21 protein-coding genes, 1 tRNA gene and 1 pseudogene are annotated in these 24621 nt (G+C 64.2%); 17 read left to right on the top strand and 6 right to left on the bottom strand.

Going from position 1 to position 24621, the window contains the following annotated elements; genetic code table 11:
* The 5 genes and pseudogenes from RHODMAR_RS01875 to RHODMAR_RS01895 all read left to right on the top strand — a co-directional run.
* A pseudogene (locus RHODMAR_RS01875) lies at positions 1-833 on the top strand (Rv1355c family protein); the annotation flags it as partial.
* Positions 834-950: 117 nt separating this feature from the next.
* A complete protein-coding gene (locus RHODMAR_RS01880) occupies positions 951-2732 on the top strand; it encodes a putative bifunctional diguanylate cyclase/phosphodiesterase (RefSeq protein ID WP_008710689.1) in 1782 nt (593 codons plus the stop codon).
* 31 nt (positions 2733-2763) lie between these two features.
* Positions 2764-2837: transfer RNA gene (locus tag RHODMAR_RS01885), tRNA-Gly, on the top strand.
* Positions 2838-2915: 78 nt separating this feature from the next.
* Entirely contained in the window at positions 2916-3749 is an 834-nt protein-coding gene (locus tag RHODMAR_RS01890) for a glycoside hydrolase family 16 protein (RefSeq protein WP_008710691.1), read from the top strand.
* A 156-nt stretch (positions 3750-3905) separates the two neighbouring features.
* Entirely contained in the window at positions 3906-4862 is a 957-nt protein-coding gene (locus RHODMAR_RS01895; protein WP_008710693.1) for an esterase/lipase family protein, read from the top strand.
* A 3-nt stretch (positions 4863-4865) separates the two neighbouring features.
* Here the strand turns inward: RHODMAR_RS01895 and RHODMAR_RS01900 are convergent, their stop codons facing one another.
* Positions 4866-6053, bottom strand: coding sequence for a PucR family transcriptional regulator (locus RHODMAR_RS01900; protein WP_008710694.1), 1188 nt, complete (start codon positions 6051-6053; stop codon positions 4866-4868).
* Positions 6054-6275: 222 nt separating this feature from the next.
* Between RHODMAR_RS01900 and RHODMAR_RS01905 the strand changes: the two genes are divergently transcribed.
* The 5 genes from RHODMAR_RS01905 to RHODMAR_RS01925 all read left to right on the top strand — a co-directional run bounded on the left by RHODMAR_RS01905 (position 6276) and on the right by RHODMAR_RS01925 (position 11671).
* Positions 6276-7967: an aldehyde dehydrogenase family protein gene (locus RHODMAR_RS01905; protein ID WP_042937620.1), complete on the top strand. Its 1692-nt coding sequence runs from the start codon at positions 6276-6278 to the stop codon at positions 7965-7967.
* A 33-nt stretch (positions 7968-8000) separates the two neighbouring features.
* Positions 8001-9587 carry a GMC family oxidoreductase gene (locus RHODMAR_RS01910; protein WP_008710698.1) on the top strand — a complete coding sequence of 529 codons (1587 nt, stop codon included), beginning with the start codon at positions 8001-8003 and terminating at the stop codon, positions 9585-9587.
* A gap of 162 nt (positions 9588-9749) precedes the next feature.
* Positions 9750-10448, top strand: coding sequence for a hypothetical protein (locus RHODMAR_RS01915; protein WP_008710699.1), 699 nt, complete (start codon positions 9750-9752; stop codon positions 10446-10448).
* 90 nt (positions 10449-10538) lie between these two features.
* On the top strand, positions 10539-11009 hold the full coding sequence (locus RHODMAR_RS01920; protein WP_008710701.1) for a hypothetical protein: 471 nt from the start codon (positions 10539-10541) through the stop codon (positions 11007-11009).
* A complete protein-coding gene (locus RHODMAR_RS01925) occupies positions 11006-11671 on the top strand; it encodes a methyltransferase domain-containing protein (protein ID WP_008710703.1) in 666 nt (221 codons plus the stop codon). Before RHODMAR_RS01920 ends, RHODMAR_RS01925 begins: the two co-directional genes overlap by 4 nt.
* On the opposite strand, the gene RHODMAR_RS01930 is transcribed toward RHODMAR_RS01925, so the two are convergent.
* The gene (locus RHODMAR_RS01930) at positions 11658-13019 is read right to left on the bottom strand and encodes a hypothetical protein (protein WP_081605872.1); all 1362 of its coding nucleotides are present in this window, start codon (positions 13017-13019) and stop codon (positions 11658-11660) included. The genes RHODMAR_RS01925 and RHODMAR_RS01930 overlap by 14 nt on opposite strands.
* A 33-nt stretch (positions 13020-13052) precedes the next feature.
* Here RHODMAR_RS01930 and RHODMAR_RS01935 point away from each other — a divergent pair, with 33 nt between their 5' ends.
* The 5 genes from RHODMAR_RS01935 to RHODMAR_RS28580 all read left to right on the top strand — a co-directional run bounded on the left by RHODMAR_RS01935 (position 13053) and on the right by RHODMAR_RS28580 (position 16556).
* Entirely contained in the window at positions 13053-13850 is a 798-nt protein-coding gene (locus tag RHODMAR_RS01935; protein WP_008710707.1) for an S-methyl-5'-thioadenosine phosphorylase, read from the top strand.
* Positions 13847-14905, top strand: a complete 1059-nt coding sequence (locus RHODMAR_RS01940; RefSeq protein ID WP_008710709.1) for an NAD-dependent epimerase/dehydratase family protein — start codon at positions 13847-13849, stop codon at positions 14903-14905. The genes RHODMAR_RS01935 and RHODMAR_RS01940 overlap by 4 nt, the downstream gene beginning before the upstream one ends.
* On the top strand, positions 14898-15551 hold the full coding sequence (locus tag RHODMAR_RS01945; RefSeq protein WP_008710711.1) for a glycosyltransferase: 654 nt from the start codon (positions 14898-14900) through the stop codon (positions 15549-15551). Before RHODMAR_RS01940 ends, RHODMAR_RS01945 begins: the two co-directional genes overlap by 8 nt.
* Positions 15548-16246: a TIGR04282 family arsenosugar biosynthesis glycosyltransferase gene (locus RHODMAR_RS01950; protein WP_008710712.1), complete on the top strand. Its 699-nt coding sequence runs from the start codon at positions 15548-15550 to the stop codon at positions 16244-16246. The genes RHODMAR_RS01945 and RHODMAR_RS01950 overlap by 4 nt, the downstream gene beginning before the upstream one ends.
* A gap of 148 nt (positions 16247-16394) precedes the next feature.
* Entirely contained in the window at positions 16395-16556 is a 162-nt protein-coding gene (locus tag RHODMAR_RS28580; RefSeq protein WP_198289381.1) for a hypothetical protein, read from the top strand.
* A gap of 6 nt (positions 16557-16562) precedes the next feature.
* Here RHODMAR_RS28580 and RHODMAR_RS01955 read toward each other — a convergent pair whose 3' ends face one another.
* Entirely contained in the window at positions 16563-16997 is a 435-nt protein-coding gene (locus RHODMAR_RS01955) for a MarR family winged helix-turn-helix transcriptional regulator (protein ID WP_042937664.1), read from the bottom strand.
* 309 nt (positions 16998-17306) lie between these two features.
* On the opposite strand from RHODMAR_RS01955, the gene RHODMAR_RS01960 reads away from it, so the two are divergent.
* Positions 17307-17930: a class I SAM-dependent methyltransferase gene (locus RHODMAR_RS01960; RefSeq protein WP_008710717.1), complete on the top strand. Its 624-nt coding sequence runs from the start codon at positions 17307-17309 to the stop codon at positions 17928-17930.
* An 80-nt stretch (positions 17931-18010) separates the two neighbouring features.
* The gene (locus tag RHODMAR_RS01965) at positions 18011-19846 is read left to right on the top strand and encodes an acyl-CoA dehydrogenase (RefSeq protein ID WP_008710718.1); all 1836 of its coding nucleotides are present in this window, start codon (positions 18011-18013) and stop codon (positions 19844-19846) included.
* 175 nt (positions 19847-20021) lie between these two features.
* On the opposite strand, the gene RHODMAR_RS01970 is transcribed toward RHODMAR_RS01965, so the two are convergent.
* From RHODMAR_RS01970 to RHODMAR_RS01980, 3 genes are all read right to left on the bottom strand, one after another.
* A complete protein-coding gene (locus tag RHODMAR_RS01970; RefSeq protein WP_042937622.1) occupies positions 20022-21008 on the bottom strand; it encodes a hypothetical protein in 987 nt (328 codons plus the stop codon).
* A 537-nt stretch (positions 21009-21545) separates the two neighbouring features.
* Positions 21546-22037, bottom strand: coding sequence for a flavin reductase family protein (locus RHODMAR_RS01975; RefSeq protein ID WP_008710721.1), 492 nt, complete (start codon positions 22035-22037; stop codon positions 21546-21548).
* 168 nt (positions 22038-22205) lie between these two features.
* Entirely contained in the window at positions 22206-24539 is a 2334-nt protein-coding gene (locus RHODMAR_RS01980) for a VanW family protein (protein WP_008710723.1), read from the bottom strand.
* Positions 24540-24621: the final 82 nt, after the last annotated feature.

Below are 24621 nucleotides of genomic sequence, written 5' to 3' on the forward strand. Positions count from 1 at the left end.
CCACCGCGCAGGGCAGATGCGGCAAAGCCGACATCACCGAGCGCGGAGTCGAGATCGCATTGACCGGCGAACCGCGCCCGATCACCGAACGACGCCTGCTCGACGGCGTTCTCGGACGTTGCACCAATCGGGAACTGGGCACCGGCGAGCCCCTCGACGGGGGTATCGCGGCCGACGTCGTCACGGCGGCGGCGGAGGAGGGCGGGCGGGCGGTGCTGCTGACCGCGCGAGAGTCGCTCGCCACCGCCGCAGAGATTCTCGGTGAGGCGGACCGCATCCGATACCTCACGCCGCAGTTGCACCGGGAGATGTTCTCCGAACTACGGTGGCCGGGAGATCCCGATCCCGATCGTGGAATCGACGTGTCCAGCTTGGGGATAGACGATGCGGACCTGTCCAAGCTCGAGATCGTCAAGCGGCCGGACGTCATGGCCCTCGTCGATACGTGGGACGCCGGCGCGGCGTTGGGTAGCGATATGCGCGATCGGGTGCTGTCGAGTTCGGCGCTGGTCGTGATCGTGGTTCCCGGGTCGACCGCAGGACATTACATCCGAGGTGGATATGCAACGGAGAACGTATGGGTGACTGCACATTTGCACGGCGTGGCCGTCCAACCGGTTTCCCCCGCGTTCCTGTACGCACGCTCTGCCGATGACCATCGACAGCTCTCTGTTCACCACGCAGAAGCCTTGCAGCAGTTGACTTCGAGGTTCCGCTCGCTCCTCGAAATCGACGACCCCGAATCGGTCGCTCTCGTGCTGCGGCTCAGTTACGCCCCGAAAACCGGGATATCCAGTCGCAGACTGCCTGTTTCAGCACTCGAATCGGGGTAGAGTCCCGCGGAGACCAGAGGGAACAGTCCTGCACTGCGTCTGTGAAGAGGCGGGAGTGGGGCACTGGAGAGCACACGGACGCTCGAGGTTCTCGTCACCGGCGTCGCAACCGAACTCATGGGAGTCGATGCGGCGACGGTGCGCGAGGCCTACGACTCCGTGCTGCAACAACTCGTGGAGTACCTCGGCATCGACTTCAGCTTCCTCAGACACAACGACTTCGAGGCCAGGGCCACCGTGCTCAGCGCGGAGTGGCCACCGCGATTGAGTAGGCCCAACCCCGATCCACTGGCCGTGGTCAAGTTCGAGGACGCAGACTCGGTGTTCCGACTGGCCGAAACACTGAGCGAACCGGCAGTGTTTCGGCCGGACCCCGAACAGGAAGGCTACCGCCGACGCGTCGAGCAGGGATCAGGATTCTCCGCTACGTCGATGGCGGTGGTGCCACTGCTGCACTCGGGCCGCACCACCGGCATCCTGGGATTCATCAAAATCGGCGACCGAAGCTGGTCCGAGGCAGAGCTGAACGCGCTCAAAGCAATTGCGGCGCTGCTATCACAACTGCAGTCACGAGTGATGGCCGAGGAGCAGCTTCGATTCTCGGCATTGCACGACCACTTGACCAAGCTGCCGAACCGTACGGCCCTCATTCGACACCTCCGCGAACGACTCGACACATCCATGCCGGGCTCCGTGGCCGTGATGCACATCGACCTCGATCGACTCAAAGCACTGAACGACTTTCTCGGACATCTTGCCGGTGATCGCTTCCTCGAGACCATCGCGGATCGACTGCGGAGCTTCGTCGGCGAATCCGCCGGCATGGTCGCTCGGCTCGGCGGCGACGAATTCGTCGTCGTACTGGCCGGACCGTGTTCGGCCCGCGTCGCGACACACCACGCCGAAGTGATCGCCGATGCCATCAACGCCCCGGTCACCCTCGGAGTGGAACGGATCAGCCGCAGTGCGAGCATCGGCATCGCGTTCGGCCAACCCGGAAAGCACGGCGCGGAATCGCTTCTGCGGCAAGCAGATCAAGCGGCGCTGGTAGCCAAACGCGCAGGTGGCCACGATGTCGCGCTGTTCACCGAAGAGATGCACGCCGATTCCAGACTCCGCAACGACGTCGAGATCCATCTGCGCGACGCCATCGCCGGAGACTCGCTGACCCTGCACTTCCAGCCCGAGGTGGATCTCGTCTCCGGACGTATCACTGCGGTCGAAGCTCTGGTTCGGTGGCAGCACCCCACCCGAGGTCTGCTGCCCCCGTCCGCATTCATCCCGGTGGCCGAGGATACGAACCTCGCCGGCGAACTCGGTCGTTGGGTCCTCGATCGCGCCTGCCGCACGCTCGCCGACTGGCAACGTGCAATCCCCGAGCTCGACATCTCGATGCGCGTCAACATATCCCCCGTCCAGCTGGTGACGAACGGTTTCGTCGCCACCGTCGCCAGAGCACTGGCAGAGTTCTCGATAGCAGGCCCCAGCCTCTGCTTGGAGATCACCGAAGTGGCAGTGGTGCAGGATCTTGCGCGTACCCGCGTGACTCTCCGCGAACTGCGTGAACTCGGCGTGCAGGTGGCCATCGACGATTTCGGCACCGGATACAGCTCCCTGTCGCATCTGAAGGAACTACCCGTCGACGCACTCAAGATCGACCGCGCCTTCGTAACCGAACTCGGCAACGGAGCGACCGGCGACCTTGCCATCGTCCAATCCATCATCGGACTCGCCGACGCATTCGGACTGAACATCATCGCCGAAGGCGTCGAAACCCAGAGCGCCAGAGCAACCCTCATAGAACTGGGCTGCAGCCGTGCACAGGGATATCTCTTCTCCAAACCGGTAGCAGCCGACGAGGCCCTGGCCCTGCTGCACGGCGTGCGCATCGACATCTGAGCGCCCTGCTAGCCTGAACGCAGCACATCACGCCGGTGTAGTTCATTGGTAGAATGCGACCTTCCCAAGGTTGAGAGGCGGGTTCGATTCCCGTCACCGGCTCCACCGGACGCCCTAGCGGCGTTGGATCGTTCAATCTGCAACGACAGCACGTGATTCAGAGAAATCCAGCATCATGAGCACATGAAAACAACCTCGATTTTCTGCGTCATCCTGATGGCTTCGGCTGTCATCGCTGCCGCGCCTGCACATGCGTCCCCAGCACGAGCCCAGGCATCGGGGGCAGTCCTGTGGGAAGACCAGTTCAACACCAACGGGCCACCGGACCCCACCAAGTGGGGGTACCAGACCGGACGTTGGGGTGCAGCGGCCGGGGAGCAGCAGTACTACACGTCAGCAACCTCCAATGTGAACGTGTCCGGTGGAACTTTGAACATCACCGCACGACGCGAAAGTCCACCGGACGCGAAGCCAGCTCCGAACAACTTCACCAGTGCCCGCGTGGTCAGTATGTACAAGCAGACCGCCACGGCTCCGGTGCGGATAGAAGCGTCGATCAAGATGCCGAGCGCCCAAGGACTCCTACCCGCATTCTGGCTACTCGGGATGGAACCGGGCAACGAGTACTCCTGGCCGCGTCAGGGCGAAATCGACATAGTCGAGATTCCGGGGCTGAACGGACCGTCGTTCAATGTGCACGGACCGGCACAGAACAACCCCAACCAAGACATCAAAGGCGGCAGCGGAATCGGGCCCGTATCGAGCACGTTCCACACGTACCGCATCGACTGGCTACCGGACAAGATCACCTGGTTCGTCGACGGTGTTGCGCGGTTCACAGGAACCAAAGCCCAATACGAGGGTATCGGCGGTAATTGGAACCCTTTCTCGGGTGCATGGCCGCACTACCTGTTGTTCAACGTCGCAGTGGGGAACAACTGGGTGGGGCAGACGCCGACGTCGACGCCGTACCCGCAGACCATGAATGTCGATTGGGTCCGCGTCAGCACCATCTGACCTCTTTTCACGTGCATCAGGCCCGGCCGCAACGGCCGGGCCTGATGTTTGTGATCTATCGACACAATTTCGACAATGGAAAAATCTATGTGACTTTTACGATCTGAAGCCCTTATCTGTAGGGACATTTCACAGTTCCAGGAATATCGTCGACGCATGCGCAGACCACGTCGCAGTCTGATCACCCTCGTCATCGCCGCTGCCACAGCACTGCTCGCACCGATCGCGCACGCGACGCCCCTGATGCCTATCGCCGCTGCTCCCGCACAACCCGACCACGCGGACGCCATCCGCTACGCGGCAACCAACCGCGACGCGGCCCCACCTGGATCCAACGACATGAGCTGTACGCCCACCGCGGCCCACCCCAACCCCGTCGTCCTGGTACACGGCACCGACGCGACCGCCTACTCGGACTGGGCCGGTTTCTCACCGATACTCCGGGCAGCCGGTTTCTGTGTGTTCGCCATCAACTACGGAACTTCTCCGGACGGCACGAGCAACGGGTATGGCGTCATCGAAGACAGTGCAGCACAACTGAAGTCGATGACCCAATCGATCCTCGACGCGACCGGTGCCGCGGCGGTCGATCTCGTCGGCTATTCGCAGGGAGCCGCCGTGACTCGATACTTCGTCAACCGGCTCGGCGGTGCCCGCATGGTCGATCGCTGGATAGGCATAGCGTCGCCGACCTACGGCGGCACCATGTACGGCGTCGCTCCCGTCGTGCAGGCCATGCCCGGTGGAGTCGGTATGGTGGCCGGCGAGTTCGGGCCCGGACTGGCCCAATTGATGGCCGGATCCGACTTTCTCGAGCGACTCAACGCGGGCGGTGACACCGTGCCGGGCGTCGAATACACATCCATCGCAACCGAGGTCGACGAAGTCATTCAGCCGTATACCAATGCGCTGCTTCGGGACCCGGGTGCCCACAACATCGTGGTACAGGACGTGTGCCCCCGCACCGAGGTCGCGCACTTCACGTTCACCTACGATCCCACCGCGCTGCGCTTGGCCCTCAATGCGCTCGACCCCGCGAACGCGCGTCCGCCGACCTGCGTTCCGGTGCCGCTCGGGGCCGGGATACTCGACGTCGTCCTCGCCAGCAATTGATTCTCAGGTCAGCAGCTGGTGCGCCCTGAGCCCGACGTACAGCTCTGCGGCCTGCACGGGATCGCGGAAGTCGCGGCCGGTCAACTCTGCTATCCGACGAAGCCGGTACAGCACCGTATTACGGTGGTAGTGCAGCGATTCGGCGGCCCCCTTGGTGGACCCGCCGCTCGAGAACCACGCGTCCAGGGTGTCCAGCAGGCTCTGACGCTCGGCCCGCGGCAAGGCAAGCAGATCGCCGAGGATCTGACGCGAGGCGATACGACCGGACTTCGGATCACGAACCAACAACAGCGGCAGCGGTACCGAGTCGTAACGCACTGGCAGCGACGGCGAGGAGTCGACGGAGCTACACGCTCGCGCCAACCGCGCCTGGCCGACCGCGTCACCGATTCCCGATGGAGACCGGAAGATCGAGCTCACCCCCACCCGTCCCGGACACACCTCACTGAGCGTGGCGAGCGCGGCGTCGATCTCAGATTCCGTTGCGGCGCATATCAACCCGACGCTGCCGTCCACCTCTGCATCCCATACCGATTCGGTGCCCGCCCCGCGAAGACGGGCGATCAGCCCGTCGATCCCGACCGCCGTGGTCAGCGGCTCCTGCGAAACCACCGCGAAATATCCGTGATCGGGAATGCGGAACGTTCGCAGCGCATCCGCCGCGGCGGTGGGGTTGGCCGTGTGATCGGCGAAGAGCACGCGGATCAGCCGGCCGCGGGCTTCTGCACTCTCGCGGGCACGCATGTCTGCGCCCTCGCGGTAGGCCTCCGCGGCCTCGTCGGAGTACACGTCGACCAACGCCCACACCTGAGCTGCCATGTCCAGCAGTGCGTGGCTCGCCCGGCCGTCGGAGCGCTTCATCAACTCGTCCCACACCAGCCTGCCGCCGAGCCGAAAGGCGTGCAGCAGTGCCGCCAGCGGCACTCCCTGCTCGGCCTTGAGCCGACCGGCAGCCTGCGCCGACTCGAGTCGAATGGGTGCGCGACCCGACAGCTTGCCCAACATCGACGCCAGATTGCTCCGCGACGCCTCGTGCAGTTGCTCGGGGGTGAGCAGCGTCGATTCGAGGTACGCGTGCTCGGCCCCCAGTATCCGCCGCACCAATTCACTCGCCAGGTCGTCGACCTCGTCGAGCATCGTCGCGGCCAGATCGGTCGGTGACGGATGCAGGTCGAACTCGGTCGCGGTCATGATCGAACTCTAGCCGCACCGGTGTAAGCCACGCCACATCGAAACTGTGCAGTGGCACAAGTCGCCGCACTCGATTGAGAGCAGTGGCCCATAGCGTCCTACCCCTGAATGCGACAACAATCACACTCGAAGCCGTGTATCCGAACGACGAGTGGAGCCGAGAAGTTGACCAGCGAAGCCACACCACGCCTACAGTCCGCGACGAATACGCAGCCCAGCACTGTGTCGGCGGTCGATGCCGCCTTGGAGGATCTGTCCGAGGGCGAGGGAAACTGGGGCCGGCTCACGTTGGCCGAGCGTCGGGCACTGCTCGAACGCATGCACGCCCTGACCGCAACTCACGCGCAGGAATGGGTGACGGCGGCCGCGTCGATCAAGGGACTCGCTCCCGACTCCAGCCTCCTCGGTGAAGAGTGGTTGTCCGGTCCCTACTCGTTCCTGGGCGGACTCGGCACCGTCGCGCACTCGCTCGCCGCCCTCGAGACCGGCAACAGCCCACTCGCCGACGCCGAATTCGGTAACGCACCCGGTGGCCGCACCACCGTCTCGGTGTTGCCGCTCAACACCTTCGAGCGACTGCTACTGAGCGGCTTCAGCGCGCAGGTGTGGCTGAAGCCCGGAATCAACGGTGCAACCGCACAGCGCACCGCAGGTCTCGCCCAACTCGATCCCACCCGCACCGCCGGCATCGGCGTCGTACTCGGCGCAGGCAACATCTCCTCGATCGCCCCGCTGGACGCGCTGTACGAACTGATCGCGTTCAACCGGGTCGTCGCACTCAAGCTCAACCCCATCATGGATCCGCTGCTGCCGGTGTTCGAGAAGATACTCGCACCGCTCGTCGAGATCGGCGCGCTGCGCCTGCTCAGCGGTGGAGCCGACGTGGGGACCTACCTGGTCAACCACGATCGCGTCGACCACGTCCACATGACCGGCAGCTCCATCACGCACGACGCGATCGTCTTCGGCTCGGGGCCCGACGGTGTCGCGCGCAAGGCCGCCAACGACCCGATACTCACCAAGGAGATCTCGAGCGAACTCGGCGGCGTCTCGCCCACGATCGTGCTGCCCGGCGAGTGGAGCCGGGCCGACATTCTGTTCCAGGCCGAACACATCGCCACCCAACGCCTGCACAACAGTGGGTACAACTGCATCGCCTCGCAGGTGGTCGTGCTGTCCTCGGAGTGGAAGCAGCGCGACGAGTTCATCGCCGCCCTGCGCGCTGCACTCGACCGCGCACCCGCACGCGCTCCGTACTACCCCGGTAGCGACAAACGAGTGTCCGACGCCACCGCCTACTACCCGACTGCCGAACGACTCGGCGACGGTGGCGGCCGCGTCCTCATCACCGATCTGAACCCGGGCGAGTACGCACCACTGCTGCAGACCGAGTACTTCGCACCGGTCATGGGTGTCATCGAATTGCCCTACAGCGGAGCAGCATTCGCCGCCAAGGCTGCCCAGACCGCAAACGAGGAATTCGTAGGCACACTCGGCATCAACATCATCGGTACCCCGCGCACGCTCAAGGAACTCGGCGAGAAGTTCGACACGATGCTCGCCGACCTCCGCTACGGCACCATCGCCGTCAACGCCTGGACCGGTATCGGATTCCTCACCGCGGCCGCCACGTGGGGCGCCTACCCGGGCCATACGATCGACGACGTGCAGAGCGGAATCGGCATCGTGCACAACGCATTGCTGATCGACGGAGCCGAACGTACCGTGGTGCGCGGACCGTTCCGACCACTGCCTCGCTCGCTGTTCAAGGGCGAGATGTCCATCTCTCCGAAGCCACCGTGGTTCGTCACCAACAAGACAGCTGCATCCACCGGAAAGCTGCTCACGGCGTTCGCCGGTGCCCCGTCCTGGGGCAAGCTGCCGGCAATCTTCGTCTCCGCCCTGCGCGGCTGACGCACTGCACCCACCCACGATCGAAGGACAATGATGATCTCTGAGCACAAGACCGTCGACTACATCGTGGTGGGCGCAGGTTCGTCCGGAGCGGTGGTGGCCAACCGCCTCAGTGCCGACCCCCGCAACGAAGTGATCCTGCTCGAAGCGGGCCCCGAGGACAAGAACAAGTTCGCCCACATTCCCGCCGCATTCTCCAAACTCTTTCGTAGCGAGGTGGATTGGGACTACCTCACCGAACCACAGCCGGAACTACGCGATCGCAGCATCTACTGGCCGCGCGGCAAGATGCTCGGCGGCTCGTCGTCGATGAACGCGATGATGTGGGTGCGCGGATTCGCCGCCGACTACGACGAATGGGCCGCAGCCACGGACGATTCGTGGTCGTTCGAAAACCTGGTCGGATACTTCCGCAAGATCGAGAACATCGAGGGCACAACCGAACTCGATGCAGGCACCGACGGTCCGCTCGTCGTCTCCCATCAGCGCAGCCCCCGGGCAATGACGTCGTCGTTCCTCGACGCCGTCGAAGAAGCCGGCTACCCGGTGGAAACAGCCAACCTGCCCGAACCCAAGGGCTTCAGCCGCACCATGGTCAACCAGAAGCGCGGAGCGCGGTGGAGTACCGCCGACGCGTATCTGCGGCCGGCGAAGAAGCGGAAGAACCTCACCATCCTCACCGGTGCCCAGGCCACGAGAGTGATCTTCGAAGGCACAGCGGCCGTGGGAGTCGAGTACACCTCGGACGGTGCGTTGCACACCGTGCGCGCACACAAGGAAGTGATCCTCTCCGGCGGAGCCATCAACACCCCACAGCTGTTGATGCTCTCGGGCATAGGCGACCAGGCACAACTCGAATCGCACGGCATCGCCGTCCAACACCATGCACCGGATGTCGGTCGGAACCTGCTCGACCACCTGGCTGCCCTCATCGGCTGGAAAACCGAGTCGGACTCCCTCTTCCACGCCGAGAAGATCCCGGAGCTGGTGAACTACCTCGCTCGCCGACGCGGCATGCTCACCTCCAACGTCGCCGAGGCCTACGGATTCATCAAGAGCCGCGAGGACTTGGCCCTGCCCGACGTCGAACTGATCTTCGGCCCGGCCCCCTTCTTCGACGAGGGACTCATCGCTCAGGACGCGCACGCAGCCGTCATCGGTGCAGTGCTCGTCAAGCCCGAGAGCCGCGGCGAGATCACCCTCCGATCCGCGGACCCCCTGGCCAAGCCCATCGTGGAACCGCGCTACCTCAGCGACCCCGGCGGCCTCGACCGCAAGGCCATGATCGAAGGTCTACGGGCCTGCGTCGCGATCTCCGAAACCCCGTCGCTGAAGGGACTGCTCGGCGACGTCGTACGACCGAGGGTGGCGTCGAACATTTCCCCGGCAGACCTGCTCACCGAGGCGCTCGAGCAGAACGCACACACGCTCTACCACCCGGTGGGCACCGCGCGCATGGGCAACGACGCCGACAGCGTCGTCGATCCCGAGTTGCGAGTGCGCGGCGTCGAACGCCTTCGCGTCGCCGACGCGTCGATCATGCCGAGCATCATCCGCGGGCACACCCACGCGCCGTCGGTGGTCATCGGTGAGAGGGCCGCGGATCTGATCCTGCGGTGATCGGTCGGTGAACTTCCGTGCTCGTTCGGTTTGGAAGTCCGATTTGCCGGGTAACAAGTCGGCACGCCCCCTTGAGGGGGATCGAGATGGGACCCATCCGCTCGGCAAGCAGCGCCGAATGACCCACAACGCTCGAGAGACGAGCACGGAAGGTTGACCGACATGTTCACTGTTCGTAAAGCTTTGGCCGCCACCGCAATCGGTGCACTGACGATCGTTCCGCTGGCCGCATGCTCCAGCGATGATGCCACCAGCGCAGTCGATTCAGCGACCTCATCGGCCGCATCGGCCATGGAAACCACCGAGAGCACCCCCGAGCCCGCAGCAGAGGTCAGCGACCTCAGCAACGGCGTCGACACTGCTGTTGCTCTCGATCCCGGATTCCTCGAAGCACTGACCACCCTCGGCCTCACCCCCGGTGTCGTCGGAACCGCAACTCTCGCAGACGGATCCATCGCCTTCCCGATCACCGGCGGAAACGTCAAGTACTGGGAGCCCGGCACCGTCGATCCCTACGTCCAGGGCGAGATCATGCACGAAGGCAGCGGCCTGTCGCTGACCGCCGGCGAGACCGTCGTCGAGCTGACCAACTTCGACATCGACCCGGGCACTTCGGTTCTGACCGGTGACGTCTCGGTCAACGGCGAAGAGGCTGCATCGGATGCAGTGCTGTTCGATCTCGACGGCCGCACGCTCCAGCCGCTGGCCACCGGACCCGACAACACCGCAATCCTGCAGGGCACCGAGGTCAAGATCTCGGAGACCGCTGCCGGACTGCTCAACGACACGTTCAAGACCGACGCTGTCAAGCCGGGACTGCTCGTCGGAGTTGCGACCATCACGGTCAAGACCTCCGCGTAACAGTTAACTGAACCACCTGCGCGAGAGTCGCCGTGAAAGACGGCGGCTCTCGCGCACAGGTGTTTTCGCAGCAAGACCAGGAGCCAACGGATGAGAGCGTTCACGAAGATCTACGGCGGGCACCCGCTGCACGCGGTCGGCCTGTTGTTGTCGTTCGCTCTCGTCGGCTACGTCGTGGCGATCGCTGGACCCCAGACTCTGTGGAATCGCGACGTCTGGTGGCAGTCCATCATCGTGTGGTTCCTCGGTTCGGTGCTGTTGCACGACGCCGTGCTGTATCCGCTGTACTCCCTGCTCGACCGCCTCATCACCGGAATCCCGCGCCGACGCTTTGCCGTGTCACCGGTCAATTTCGTTCGAGTCCCCGCACTCGGTGCCGCACTGACGTTTCTCATGTTCTTTCCCGGGATACTCTCCCAAGGCGCGGAGTCGTATCGAGCAGCAACCGGATTGACGCAGGATCCCTTTCTCGGTCGCTGGTTGATATTGACGACTGCGCTGTTCACCGTGAGCGCAGCCGCTTACTTCATTCGATTGATCTTCGTACGGAGCCGAGCATGAGCGTCACCGCCGATACACTCTTTCACCGAGCTGCAGCCGGATTACCCTGCTGGATAGGCGATTCCGACGGCAGCAGAGAGCAACTCCCCACCGCGCGTTGGATGGGTGGTACCGCCTCGACCCCGGAGGATCTCCGCGCCGACCAGGCGATGATCAGTCGATGCACCGGGCCGACCATCGATCTCGGCTGCGGTCCCGGGCGTCTGACCGAAGCGCTTGCTCGACGCGGCGTTTCGGCCCTCGGAGTCGACAGCTCGAAGGCTGCCGTCGATCTGACCATCGGCCGCGGTGGCAACGCAGTTCTGAAAGATCTCTTCGAGCCCCTGCCCGAGACCGGCAACTGGTCCTGTGTGCTGTTGGCCGACGGGAACATCGGCATCGGCGGCGACCCGGTGCGGCTACTTCGCCGGGCCGCGGACCTACTGGCACCGGACGGAGCCGTCATCGCCGAGGTGGATGCGCCGAGCCACCACGGAATTCGAAACCGCACCGTGCGCTGGGAAACCGACACCATGGTCGGAGACTGGTTCGCGTGGTCGAGCGTCAGCGCCGACGCCACCGCGAGCATCGCCGACGCCGCCGGACTACAGGTGGTGGATGTGGCCCCGATCGACGGCCGCTACTTCGCCCGAATGACTCTGAGGTCGTTCACCAATTCGTGAACAGCAGGTGATTGATCGCCAACGCCGCGAGTACCTGCAGAGCCAACCAGAACCGGTGCGAGCGTTGCGGCAGCACAGCCGGGGCGAGGAGCATCCACATCGCGAACGGCAACCAGATTCGCTCGGTCTCGGCCTTGCTCAACTGACTCAGATCCGCCATCACCACCGCCGCCACGCCGCCGATCACCAACAGATTGATCGGCTCGAACCGCGTGAGAATCCGCGGGAAGGCCGCAGGCACCGCTACACCCACCGCACAGAACAACGCAGCGAAGTTCGCCCAACCCCAGTACTCGAACGGACGATCGTTGGCGATGCCCTGGTAGTACCGCTCCTGCACCAACTCGTAGCCCTCGTACCACCAGAATCCGTACGCCGTGAAGATCGCAGCGACGATCAGTGCTCCGATCACCGCGCCCAGGAACGGAACAATTCTGCGGCCGGCCACCAGAACCGCAACTGCAGGCAGGCCCATCAACACCAGCCCGTAATTGAGATAGATTCCGAAGCCGAGCAGCACACCCGCACCGACCGACGCCGGCCACAGGTACCGCTTGGTGGAGATCGCCAGCAGCGCGATACCCCACGCGGCGATACCGGCGTAGAACGCATCCGCCGATACTCCGATCCAGATCGCCGCCGGGGCGATGGCCACGAACGGTGCTGCACGCCTTGCCATGTCCTCGTCGCCCAACACGCGAAGCGTGAGTATCACCGCGACCGCGGCACTCGTCCCGACCAGCACACACAGCGTCGCCGCCCACGCTCCGCCGCTCAGGCCGAGCCGGTCGAGCCAGACGAACGTCAGCAAGGCCCCCGGCGGGTGCCCCGACACGTGCGTGGTCCACGAATCCGCCTGGAAATCCAAGATGCGCTCGGAAAAGCCGCGCAGTGTCGCCGGAATGTCGGTGATGCCCGGCACCTCGTGCAAGTACTCGTCCGTCGAAGCCAACCGATCGACGAAACCGCGCTTCCACCCGTCGACCATTGCCAACGACATCGTCCAGGCCGCCGACGCACCCCAGACGACGAACAGCAACCGCGTCCACGAGAGCCGTCGAGCCAATGTGGGGCCCCACAGCACAGTGGCCACGGCGAGGAGCACGGCGAATGGAGTCCCCCACCCGAAGTGAACTCTGCGGAAGCCGAACAGCGGTGCTGCGTCGGCGAAATCGCGCACCTGCTGCGGGGTTCTGTTGATGATGGGAGTGACGAGATCGTTTCCCAGATAGGGCACGATGAACGCGACCACGACGAGCGCGACGGCCAACGTACCGGCTACGGCTTCTCTCCAGTAACGGATAGTGTTTTCTCCCTGCGGAATTCTGACGAACGCGACTGGGAACAAGCATATCGACCGACGGTGATGGAGGATGATCAGATGAACAAGGATGTGCACGGACGCGCCGAGATCGCCGTCATCGGCGGTAGCGGCTTCTACTCGTTCTTCGCCGACGATGCCGAAGAGATCGAGCTCGATACCCCCTACGGCGCCCCGAGCGCTCCGATCACGCTGGGCGAGGTGGAGGGTCGACAGGTCGCGTTCCTGCCCAGACACGGCCGGGGGCACGAGTACTCCCCGCACACGTTGCCGTATCGAGCGAACATGTGGGCGCTCCGAATGCTCGGCGTGAGCCGAGTGTTCGCCCCGTGCGCCGTCGGGTCACTGGTGCCCGAGTACGGCCCGGGCACCGTCGTCGTTCCCGATCAGCTCGTCGACCGAACGTCCGGGCGCGCACAGACGTACTTCGACGAGGGCGGAATCCACGTCGAGTTCGCCGACCCGTACTGCACACAGTTGCGCTCGGCGGCTCTCCAGGACACTGCGATCGACGGCGGCGTCATGGTGGTCGTCGAAGGTCCGCGGTTCTCCACGCGCGCGGAAAGCCAGTGGTTCGCCCGCCAGGGTTGGACACTGGTGAACATGACCGGTCACCCCGAAGCCGTTCTCGCTCGCGAACTCGAACTCTGTTACGCACCGATAGCGCTGGTGACCGACCTCGACGCGGGCATCGAATCAGGTCAGGGAGTCAAGGCCGTGGACGTGTTCGCGGAGTTCCAGAAGAACATCGAACCACTCAAGGCCCTGGTGCGATCGGCTGTACGTGATGCTCCCACCGGCGACTGCCCCACGTGTCGAGTGCACGCCGGGATCACGTTGCCGATCGAGCTGCCATGACGCGGGTACTGCTCACCGGCGCAGCCGGATTCATCGGAGGCCATATTCTCGACGCTGCGCGTGAGGCCGACCTCGACGTCGTCGCCGTGGACGCGATGCTCGAATCCGCGCACGGTCCGGCGGCCGACGCGGAGGGCATCACCGACCTCGATGTCCGAGACAAGGACGCACTCGTCGACGCGCTACGCGGAGTGGACGTCGTCTGCCATCAGGCGGCAGTGGTGGGAGCGGGCGTCGACGCGGCAGATGCACCCGCCTACGCGAGCCACAACGACTACGGCACAGCGGTGCTGCTGGCAGCGATGTACGAGGCAGGCTGTTCGCGGCTGGTGCTCGCCTCCTCGATGGTGGTCTACGGCGAAGGGCGCTATGTCGATTCGTCGGGTAGCACTGTGGTTCCGGGACCCCGTAGCCGAGCCGACCTCGACGCCGGCTTGTTCGACAATCGTGATCCCGAAACCGGTGAACCGCTCGATTGGCAGCTGGTCGAAGAGGATTCGATGCTCGATCCCAGGAGCACGTACGCGGCGAGCAAGCTGGCGCAGGAGAACTACGCCTCCGCCTGGGCGATTGCCACGGGCGGATCGGTAGTCGCACTGCGTTACCACAACGTGTACGGCCCGCACATGCCGCGGAACACCCCATATTCCGGTGTGGCAGCGATGTTCCGATCGTCTCTCGAGCTCGGCCGGGCCCCGACGGTCTACGAGGACGGCAAGCAGGCCCGCGATTTCGTCCACGTGCACGACGTCGCAGCGGCCAACATCGCCTCGATCTCGGCCGAACCGGACGGCTTCACCGCACTCAACGTGTGCTCGGGACACCCGATCACCATCGGTGAGGTCGCCACCATCCTGGCCGACGCGCGCGGCGGACCGGCCCCCGAGATCACCGGCCGGTATCGAGCCGGCGACGTCCGACACATCGTTGCCAGTTCCCGACGGGCGCAGCAGACTCTGGGATTCAGCGCGAAGATCATGCCCCGCGAGGGGCTGACCGCATTCGCCGACGCACCGCTACGTGACGCCGAGGGAACGGGGCCACCGCGTGTCTGACCCGACATCGGTCACGGTCGTCATCCCGTGCATGAACGAGGCCGAATCGCTTCCTGCAGTGTTGGATTCGATACCGGTGGGCTACCGCGCGATCGTGGTGGACAACAACTCGACCGACGCCACCGCCGCCGTGGCCGCCGCCCACGGAGCCACGGTGGTCTCCGAATCGGTACCGGGATACGGCGCTGCCGTACACGCAGGCGTCGTCGCTGCCGAGACCGACATCGTCTGCGTTCTCGACGGAGACGGCTCGATGGATCCACAGGATCTGCCGACACTCGTGGCAGCGTTGGACCACGCCGACCTCGCGGTCGGGCGCCGCCGACCGGCGAAGGGCAGCTCGCCCCTGCACGCCAGAATGGGCAATGCCCTACTCTCACTGCGGCTTCGGACCAAGTACAAGTTGCCGGTACACGACCTGGGAGCCATCCGGGCGGTACGACGCCAGGCGCTGCTCGATCTCGATGTGACCGATCGCCGTTCGGGCTACCCGCTCCAACTGCTCGTCCTGGCAGCAGAAGCGGGGTGGACCGTCGTCGAACACGACGTGGACTACCGGCCGAGAACCGCAGGCACATCGAAGGTCTCGGGCTCGGTGAAAGGGACCATCGTCGCTGTACGAGACTTCTGGAAGGTGCTCTCGTGATCGTCACCGCTCTCGTCGTCGCCAAAGCCCCCGTGCCCGGGCTGGCCAAGACCCGCCTCGCCGCAACCATCGGAGACGACGCCGCAGCCGAACTCGCCGCGGCGTCGCTGCTGGACACCCTCGATGCCGTGTCGGCGACCGCTGTCGATCATCGCGTCGTGGCCCTCACAGGTAACCTCGCCGACGCGGCCCGATCCGAGGAACTGACCCGCGCTCTGGCGTCGTTCACGGTGATCGCGCAACGCGGTGATGGATTGGGAGAACGGCTGGCGCACGCCCATGCCGACGCGGCAACCACCGGGGCCGTGCTGCAGATCGGAATGGACACCCCGCAGGTGACGCCGCGGATGCTCACCGATGCGGCCGCGACACTGGCCGGTAGCGACGTGCTCGGATCGGCCGAGGACGGCGGCTGGTGGGCACTGGGCCTGCGTCACCCAGCCATGGCACAGGCCCTGCTCGACGTGCCCATGTCGGCACCGTCGACAGGCGTCGACACCCGCGCCGCCCTCACTGCCGCCGGAGCGTCGCTGACAATGCTCTCGGTATTGCGGGACGTCGATTTCGAGTCCGACCTCTCCCCGGTATCTCGACTGTGCGAGCCGGCCAGTCGATTCCGCATTGCCGTCGAGAAAGTGCGACGCGAATCGGGCTTATCGGTCCGTTCCGCCAGGTCTGTTTCCGACGCCCAGTAAATCGAACCCGAGTCTCCACACATGTTGTGGAACAGGTCGGTTCGATCCGACCCATTTGCCGGACCGTCAACAATCAATATCGAATCGCAACAATGCGGAACAACCGATTCACGGTCATTTCACAGACTCAGGTGCTAGAAAAGGTGACATGACCGGGTTGTTGATTGGCGTTACCTTGTGGATGGTGTGCGCGACTGTCGTCGCCACGGTCCTCGGTCGCGTCGCGCACCGCGGTGATACCGAGGAATTGGGGTCCATTCGCGAGTGGGACATGGACGCACTCGATCACGAGGTCCACCACGAGCACTGACGAGCGTCAGTCGACGTGTTCGGCGATCTCGGTCAGAATTCTCGCCGCTGCGGCCAATGTCTCCCGCTGCTGCGGCGTCAACTCGTCCAACTGCTCTGCGAGCGCAATTTCTCGAGCGGCAATTTCTCCTCGCGCGGTTGCCGTGCCGACATCGGTCAGCTTCAGAACCACCTGCCTGCCGTCCGTCGGGTGCGGCACCCGATGTATCAGCCCCTCACCCACCAACGCGTGCGAGGACCTGGACACCGACGGTGGTTTGATTCGCTCCCGGGCGGCCAATTCACCCGTCGTCATCGGGCCCTCACGTAGCAACGTCGTCAGTATCGACAGCTGAGCGACGGGCAACCTGTCGCTGGAATGGTGCAGACGTAGCCTCCGATTCAGCCGCATCGCACTGACGGACAAATCCCTGGCAAGCCGGGAATCGGGTAGATCACTCACGATGTCCAGATTACGACACCGCGGTGTGTTTGCCCGATTTCCGAAAACAGCGGATTGCTCGATGTACCGGCCCTGGAACAAACCGCTGATATTTCTCAGCGGTTTACCCGGGTCGGAATTGTCGAAAACAAGGTCGATCCGGCCGCAGCCGGCACCCACTCGGCATCGCGACGTCAGTTCCATCTGCTCGCCGTACATTCATCCGTTCTCGCCGGGCCGAGATCTGCACTTCCTGGCAAACGGTCTACCAGAACTACAACGCCCTGCTGCTGCGCGCGACGCTGTAACGACCCCCACTAGGCTTCCCCGGTGGACGCCGCAGACTGGGATCGAAAGTACGAAGGCCGGGAACTCGTGTACGGCGAGGCACCGAATGCGACCTTGGTGGAAGTCGCGACGACGTTGAACCGCGGTCGTGCACTGGATCTCGCATCCGGGCAGGGTCGAAACGCCATTTGGCTGGCGACCCGCGGCTGGACCGTCGACGCCGTCGACTTCTCCTCGGTGGCGTTGACGGCGGCGAATCGTGTCGCAGCGACGGCACCCAGGTCGGTGCGCGAGCGCCTGACCTGGATTCATGCAGACGTGACCGAACTGCCAACCGCGCCGAACTATGACCTGGTTCTCATGTTCTATCTCCATCTGCCCCCGAATGAGCGGCGCAAGGCCGTTTCGGCGGCAGTTTCAGCGCTGAAACCCGAAGGAATCCTCATGATTCTCGGGCATCACACGGCGAATCTCGACGCCGGCGTCGGCGGTCCCCAGGAAGCCGAAATCCTTTATACGCCTGACGATTTGGTGTCCGATATCGACTCTCGGCTGACCATTGTCACCGCCGAGAACCGGTATCGACACGTGAGCGAGGCCACAGCGATCGACGCATTATTACTGGCGAGTAGGTCTCCCCTTGGCAGCGAACCGGATCGGGGGTAATATCCCTTTATGTTACCGACGAGTAGCTAACTTGGGCGGTACTTAACAGACTGCACCACTGACTGGAGAGCGAACGAGCAATGGGCCATTACAAGAGCAACCTTCGGGACCTCGAGTTCAACCTCTTCGAGCTGTTCGGCCTCGACGAGACACTCGAAGGCGACAACTTCGGCGACATGGACGGCGAGGTCGCCCGCGACATGCTGCGCGAGGTCGTGCGCCTGGCCGAGGGCCCGCTGGCCGAGTCGTTCGCGGACGCGGACCGCAACCCGCCGGTCTTCGACCCCGAGACCCACTCCCTCAAGCTGCCGGAATCGTTCAAGAAGTCCTACAAGGCGCTCGCCGCCGGTGAGTGGTGGCGCGTCGGCCTCGACGAGGAGCTCGGCGGCATCCCCGCCCCCCGTCACCTGCTCTGGGGCATCAACGAGATGCTGCTCGGATCGCAGCCCGCAGCATTCATGTACTCCGCCGGCCCCGGCTTCGCGAACATCCTCTTCCACAACGGCACCGACGAGCAGAAGGAATGGGCCAAGGTCATCGTCGAGCGTGAGTGGGGTGCCACCATGGTCCTCACCGAGCCCGACGCCGGATCCGACGTCGGCGCAGGCCGCACCAAGGCCATCAAGCAGGACGACGGCTCCTGGCACATCGAGGGCGTCAAGCGCTTCATCACCTCGGCCGTGTCCGACGACCTCTTCGAGAACATCTTCCACCTCGTGCTCGCTCGCCCCGAAGGTGCCGGGCCCGGCACCAAGGGCCTGAGCCTGTTCTTCGTCCCGTCCGTCCTCTTCGACTTCGAGAAGGGCGAACCGGGCGAGCGCAACGGCGCCTTCGTCACCGGCGTCGAGCACAAGATGGGTCTCAAGGCCTCGGCTACCTGCGAGCTCACCTTCGGTGGCCACGGCGTCCCGGCCAAGGGCTGGCTCGTCGGCGAGGTCCACAAGGGCATCGCGCAGATGTTCGACGTCATCGAGCACGCTCGAATGATGGTCGGCACCAAGGCGATCGGCACCCTCTCCACCGGCTACCTGAACGCACTCGAGTACGCCAAGGAGCGCGTGCAGGGTGCAGACCTGACGCAGATGACCGACAAGACCGCACCCCGCGTCACCATCACCCACCACCCCGACGTGCGTCGCAGTCTCATGATGCAGAAGGCGTACTCCGAGGGCCTGCGTGCGGTGTACCTCTACACCGCAGCCCACCAGAACCCGATCACCGCCAAGCAGATCTCGGACGCGGACGAGGACATCGCCTACCGCGTCAACGACCTGCTGCTGCCCATCGTCAAGGGTGTCGGTTCGGAAATCGCCTACCAGGTGCTCGCCGAGTCCCTCCAGACCCTCGGCGGCTCCGGCTTCCTCCAGGACTACCCCCTCGAGCAGTACATCCGTGACGCCAAGATCGACTCGCTGTACGAAGGAACCACCGCCATCCAGGCGCAGGACTTCTTCTTCCGCAAGATCGCCCGTGACCGCGGCGTAGCCCTGGCTCACGTTGCCGGACAGATCAAGTCGTTCATCGACAGCGAAGCAGGCAACGGTCGACTCAAGGCCGAGCGCGCACTGCTCGCCACCGCGCTCGAAGACGTGCAGGCCATCGTCACCTCGATGACCCAGCACCTCATGGGCGCGCAGGATCAGCCCACCGAGCTGTACAAGGTCGGCCTCGCATCGGTTCGCTTCCTCATGGGCTTCGGCGACCTGCTCATCGGCTGGCTGCTGCTGCGCCAGTCCGAGATCGCCATCTCCGCACTCGACAACGGCGCGGAAGGCAAGGACAAGGCGTTCTACGAGGGCAAAATCGCAGTGGCCTCGTTCTTCGCCAAGAACATCCTGCCGCAGCTCACCTCCACCCGCGCAATCCTGACCAACATCGACAACGACATCATGGAACTGGACGAAGCAGCATTCTGATTCCCTGACACAACAACGGCCGCACCTGATTCCAGGTGCGGCCGTTGTCATATGTGGGCAGGATCGACTGTGGTTCGGGGTCGGCCGTGGTTCGGGGTCGGCCGTGGTTTTTTCGCCCCCCGAGATTCGCAAACGCGCGCGCGTTCGACAAAGGCGTGCAATATCTCAGCAAAACTCACACTATTCCGCGCGCGTTCGACAAGTGCGCTCGCACTTGTGGAGCACACGAGGTGCTTCGCACACTCCCTAGTGGCGCCGGCAAGCCAGCGGCCCGCTCCAAAGCTCGGTTTATCCGCGCCGTCAACTCCGCCGGATGCGCCAGATCAGCCCAGGTCCAACGCACCACCGGATAGCCGAGATCGCGAACCGCGTCTTCCCGTAGCTTCTCCCTGAACACCACGTCGCCGGGGTTCTCGTCCGGCCGCAGATAGTCGGTGTACTTTGCCTTACCGTCGAACTCGGCGGCGACGACACCGTTGATCAGCCAGTCGATGCGTGCGACCGACCGCCCGTCGGCGTCCAGGATCTCCACTTGCGGCTCCGCATCGAATCCGGCCTGGCGCAATATGATTCGACTCTGAGACTCACCAGGATTTTCACTGCGCCCGTCCATCAGATTCACAGCTCGTCGAGCCTGAGCGATCCCCTTCCACCCCCGGGCTCGCTGCAATTCCGCGTCGAGTTCCTGTGGATCGCAGCGCTCGAGTGCTACGTCACCTGCAATGACCGCCGTCAGGAGTGGCTCGGTGCGGGCAAGATCGATCACCGTCCGCGCCAACGAGGTCACGGCTATACCGTCGACCGTCGATGTCGGCACCCACGGCGCACAGTGCACGATCACCGACGCGTTCTTTCGACCTCCGCCGCGGCGGTCCCTGGTGACATGCACCTTCTCGAATCCGCCTGTTGGCAAGGGTAATCCGTGCAACAACGCGGCCGAACGATGACTGACTGCGCTGCCTTCGGAGATCATCGGGAGTATCGCGTCGATCAGCAGTCGATGCCGCTCCTGCTCCGAGAGTTGTATCAACCGCGACGACGGAACGTAGACGCCGTTCACGAGACGATCCCAGCCTCCGCGTTGATACAGGGCGCGCAACTCGTGGTCGGCGTTCCCGGCTGCCAACGCCTCCGCGCGTCGCACCATTCGGTCATCCCTCATCCTCCGAGTCTCGGCCATGCGCATAGCGATACCAGGGCGAAAGCGGCCGTCTGTGCACAACTTCGAGCCTGTGGATGAATACAGGTACGCAAGTACCAGTATTCATGGGTTCGGTCGGGCCCGACAAGTGCGCGCGCGTTTGCCAGGTGCGTCCGGAATCGCCGATTTTCGGGCACTATTTCGCGTGCGCCCAACGTCTGCGCGCGCGTTTGCGGAATAGTGGACGACGGACGGGGCGGCGCGGAGAACCGAGGCGGGGGCGCCGGTCGAATCCCGCCAGACGCATGCCACTCTCCGCAAGCACAGCCTCAGCAAATGCGCGCGCGTTTGCCATTTGCGCGCGGAATCGCCGATTTTCCGGCACTATTTCGCGCGCGCCCAGCAAATGCGTGCGCTTTTGCGAAACGTGCAGAGGTGTGAACATGCAGAGGGGCGAACGTGGACAGGGGCGAACGTGCAGAGGGGCGAACACGCAGAGGTACGAACGTGCAGAGGTGTGAGCGCGCACAGCTGAACAGACGCACAGCCGCCGAGTAGCTACTGCTGCAGTTTGCGGAATTTGCTGCCGTGGAAGACGATTGGGTTCACTTCGCTCTGGACTTCCAAGGAATGTATGCGCAGCAGCACGATTGCGTGGTCGCCCGCGGGAATCTGCTGCTCGATGGTGGTGTCCAGCCACGCGGTGGCACCAACTATGAAGGCGGCTCCGCCGTCTGTGACGGTGAGATCGAGGCCGGCAAATCGGTCACCGGTTTTGGCTGCCAGAGTGCGGACAGCATCATTGTGCGCTTCTCCGAGAACGCTGACGCCGATGTTGGGAGCCAGTTCGAGTTTCGGCCACGTCGCCGACGTGTTCTGGATGCAGACAGCTACCAGTGGTGGATCGATAGACACCGAGACGAAACTGCTGGCCGCCAGACCTACCAGAACGCCGTCGATCTTCGCCGCGATGGCCACGACGCCGCTGGGAAACTGCGCATACGCCTCACGCAGAGTCTGCTGATCGAGAACGGTACGTGTGAGCGTCATGGGCGAGGCTCCCTTTCGATCGTGATGCAGTTCCGCACCTGTGCTGTTCAACCCCCGCGCAGGCACATTCATTTCCAGCGAACACCTGATATCAGCAAACACCCGATGGAGCGTCGACGCCACCACCGGAATCGACATGATTCGAAGTGCACGCACGTGGCACAGACGTCATTCGTCGGGTGCCGGTGCCGGTTCTGGAGCCGGTTCCCGGGCGGAACGGGGTGCCGGAGGAGGGTCCGGGCGGTCGGGCTCGACACATTTCACGATAGGAATCGGGTCGTATTTGACCGTTCTGGTGTTCCGCGACAATTCCCTGCCCGACGCGGCGTCCCGAATCACCTTGGTATCGCTGGCCGTGAATCCGGGGCCTCCGCCGGATGCGATGCAGCCCGCGCCGGCGGGCAGAGTCACCGTGTTAGGCGAGGTCGGTCTCGTTCGCGGCCCGGTGGTCGATTCGACGTCGACGGTCTTCGTTCCCCAGAGTCGAACGGTGACGCTGGACGAATCCGCAAACGACTCGATGACCACGCCTGTGTCGTATGGGTTGGTGAACTTCAGGTCGATGGCACCCTCGAACACGGTCGCTTCGCGGGCCTCGGGGTAGCGGCTGATGTAGTAGCTGTGCTCGGTGTGGTCGGTGTCTTCCATGCCGGCGAAGTAGGACGCGTTGTAGAGCGTCGTCGCGAACTGGCTGATGCCACCGCCCACGGCGCGATCGGGTCGGCCGTTGTCGATGATTCCCGACTCGACAAATCCTTGCGCGGTGCCTCGCGGACCGGTGTATCCGTTGAGCGAGAAGGTCTCTTTCGGCTTCACGAGCGCACCGTTGACGATCTGGGCGGTGAGCCCGATATTGACGCCCGACGCGTACTCGAACCCGCCGGTGGTGTACTCGGAAATCACTTCCCGGACGCCCAATTTCTGCGCACCTTCGGTGGTGAGCGCGGGCGGGGCCGGCTCGTAGATCGCGTCGGTGACGCGATTTCCGTCCGCAGACAGCAACGCGGGCAGCTGCTCGAGAGTCTTGCGCCACTCCACGAGTTCGCCCATCACCCCGGGCACGACGGTCGGTGCACCGCCGGAGAAAGTGAACGACGCATCCTTCGGCGGTACCTCGGTGCGCACGAGTTGCGGAGCGAGGATTCCGGTGGCCGCATCGGTGTTGTAGATCGGAGTCAGACCACCCTGGCCGTCCGGATCGAAGCTCAGAAGCTCGCCCACTCGATCCGTCTGCAGGACAGCGTCGACGTTCTGCCGGCCCGTGAACGTCACCGGTGCCGAGGTCGCGGGTACCGCAACGTCCGCCAAGGCGCGGTCCACGCCTTCCTGCGTCACCGACACCGGGGTCGATTCGTAGACGACTTCCGTTGCACCCGTGGCCCATTCGGTCTGCAGATTTCGACGCGTCTGCTCCGCATCGAGCACGCGACCGTCCAGCGGTGGGACAGCAACGGGGTTGGGGCCGTCGAACACGACGTCGCCTTCGACGGGAGCGCGATCGGTCTCGGCTCGGAGCCCGTCGACGGCAGCGGTCAATGCCTGGTCGTCCGCGGTCGACACGACTCCGATTTCGCGGCTGCCGAAAAACGACGTCAGCCGAGTGATCGGATTGATCGGCTGCGATCCCGCGCGGTCCAGCGTTGCATCCCAATCCACCCCGAGACCGGCAGCGGCTGGGACTACTTCCACCTGCCGATCACCGACGCCGACCTGTAGTGGTTGCTCCGCCCGTGGGCCGAGCTCGGAACGCAGCACGGCTTCGGCGTCGGAGTGGCTCTTTCCGCCGACCTCGATTCCAGCGACAGTCACACCACGGGGTACACGGTCGCTGGAGCTGACCCAATCCGCGGCATAGAAGAGCGTCAGCACGGCAACAACTGCACCGGTGCCGATGGCGATCTTCCTCCACGGCGGTACGAAGCCGGTTGCCTCCGCCTGCGCAGTACCGTCCTCGGGCGGGATCGACGCTGCTCGAGCGGGTTCCTCGGGCTGCGCCGTATCGACTGGCTGCGCTGTATCGACTGGCTGCGCCGGGACGACTGCCTGGGCGATAGTGGGAGATTCGTCCGCGGCAGGCGTGTTCTCCGGGTTCGAATCCGACGAATCCGACTCGACATCGTTTCTCGCATCTGCGGCGGCATCGAGCTCGGCGGCATCGCCCTCAGGCTCAGCGGTATCGGCCTCAGCGGTATCGATCTCAGCAGGGGCTGCCTCAGCGGTATCGATCTCAGCAGGGGCGGCCTCAGCGGTATCGAGCTCGGCACCGTCAAGCTCGGTCTCGACAGTATCGTCGGCAGCAGAACCGTCGGCAGAAACCTCGGACGCATCCTGCCCGGATTCGACGGCCTCGGACTCCTGCTCTACGTCGGACTCATGACTCGTGTCGTCGACCTCGTCGCTGACTGCCCCGAAGACCTCGGTGGGCGCGTCGTACGGCGGTACGTCGGGCTGAGATTCGCCGCCGATGGGCGCGTCACCCGACCTACTGTTGCGCTCGCTCACGTTCGACCCTTCCAGGACCACCGTTCGATGAAAGTTTCACTGTTTTGGGTGGCGTACCCCGCGCATGAGCTTACGCAAACCG

It is taken from the genome of Rhodococcus sp. AW25M09, assembly GCF_000333955.1.
Taxonomy (GTDB): domain Bacteria; phylum Actinomycetota; class Actinomycetes; order Mycobacteriales; family Mycobacteriaceae; genus Rhodococcoides.